2 protein-coding genes are annotated in these 1,915 nt (G+C 60.3%); both read left to right on the top strand.

What is annotated here, in order from left to right; all coding sequences use genetic code 11:
* The first annotated feature begins 98 nt into the window (after nucleotides 1–98).
* Complete coding sequence (locus ACXJ7R_RS31400; protein ID WP_457155201.1) at nucleotides 99–1,139, top strand: ABC transporter substrate-binding protein; 1,041 nt, start codon at nucleotides 99–101, stop codon at nucleotides 1,137–1,139.
* A 27-nt stretch (nucleotides 1,140–1,166) separates the two neighbouring features.
* Nucleotides 1,167–1,915 (top strand): ABC transporter ATP-binding protein (locus ACXJ7R_RS31395; protein ID WP_457155200.1); only part of this gene is annotated, 749 nt, incomplete at its 3' end.

The raw sequence follows: 1,915 nt of genomic DNA, 5'->3' as shown, positions 1-1,915 counted from the left end.
GCTTGACTCTCGCGCATTTCGATGCAATCGTAACGTTACGATCGCAAAGAAATGGCTCTTTTGAGCGGCGTTTTGACAAATCCTAGGGAGGAGAACCTATGTCCTGGCTACGCATTTCCTTAACGGCATTCGCAATTTCGGCTGCCTTGCCCGTCCATGCCCAGACAGTCACCATCACCACCGCGGGCGGCGACTATGGCAACGCCATCAAGGAAGCCATGTGGGCTCCCGCTGCAAAAGAGCTTGGCTTTGATGTCCGCGAGGAGACCCTAAGCGACGGCCTGGCCGCCCTGAAGATGCAGGTCACCTCGGGTGCGGTCACGACCGACGTCATTCACCTCGGCTCACCGGAGGGCGCGCAGGCCGCGGCACAATCGCTGCTGGAGCCGCTCGACTACAAGATCATCGATCCCAGCTCCGTGCCGGCCGGTGCAAAGTCCGACTACTGCTATCCGTTCGACTCCTATGGCACCGTCTTGTCGTGGAACACCAAGACCTATGGCGAGAACCCGCCGAAGACCTGGGCGGAGTTCTGGGACGTTGCCAAATTCCCGGGCCGTCGCGCGCTGCGCGCCAATGCGCAGGACTCGATCGAGATCGCGCTGCTTTCAGATGGCGTGGCGCCGGCGGACATCTATTCCGTGCTCAGCACGCCGGAGGGTCTGGATCGCGCCATCAAGCGGCTTGAAGCGATCAAACCAAATGTCGCCGTGTGGTGGACCTCGGGCGCTCAGTCGGCGCAGTTGCTGAAAGATGGTGAGGCGGATCTGGTCATCACCTGGAACGGACGGGCAGAGACTGTGAAAAAAGATGGCGGCGCGGCCGACTACACGTTCAAGGGTTCCGTCATTGGCACCGACTGTCTCGGAGTACCGAAGGGGGCGCCGAACAAGGAAGCGGCCATGAAGCTGATAGCAGCGATGACACAGCCCGCGCGCGTGGCGAAGCTGACCGATTTCATCGCCTATGGCCCTGTAAATCCTGCTGGCTATGAGGGTGGCCTTATTCCCGAGGACCGTCTGAAGACCCTTGCGACCGCGCCTGAAAATGCCGGCACTTCAGTGTTTTCGAATGCGGATTGGTGGGTCAAGAACGGCGAGGCCGCCCAAAAAGCCTTCGATGAGATGATGGCCCGCTGAGTCTCAGCTTTAAGGCTGAAGCACATGATGAAGTCGCTCCCGATCACCATCGACAGCGTGCGCAAGACCTACGGATCTTACGTCGCGCTGGACGATGTCTCGCTCGACATTCAGGCTGGCGAATTCCTCACGCTCTTGGGGCCGTCCGGATCGGGCAAGACCACGCTGCTCATGGCTTTGGCCGGTTTTGTCCGGCCCGATTCCGGTAAACTTTTGTTGGACGATCGGGACATCACCCGCTTGGCCCCCAACAAGCGCGACATCGGCATAGTGTTCCAGAACTATGCACTGTTTCCCCACATGAACGTTCTGGCAAATGTCGAGTATCCGCTGGTGCTGCGCAAGGTGCCGAAAGCCGAGGCCCGCCAGCGGGCGCTTGACGCCTTGGCCCGCGTGAAGCTGGACGGTCTGGCGGAGCGCGACATTGCCGCATTGTCCGGCGGCCAGCGCCAGCGGGTAGCGTTGGCGAGGGCGATCGTCTTCGAGCCACGCGTGATGCTGATGGACGAGCCGCTGTCGGCGCTCGACAAGAATCTGCGCGAAACCATGCAGTACGAGATCCGGCGTCTGCACGACGATCTGGGGATCACCACGATCTATGTGACGCATGACCAGCGCGAAGCGCTGATCATGTCAGATCGGATTGCCGTGATGAATTCCGGCCGCATTCAGCAGATCGACACGCCACAGCAGATTTATGATCGTCCATCGACCCGCTTCGTCGCGGAGTTCATGGGCGAGGCCAACATTGTGGCCCCAGGCGCGGTGCTTAGAAT

It is taken from the genome of Mesorhizobium sp. P5_C1 (genome assembly GCF_054049815.1).
Note: the sequence above shows the minus strand (reverse complement) of the source record. Positions and strands in the feature narration are given on the sequence as shown.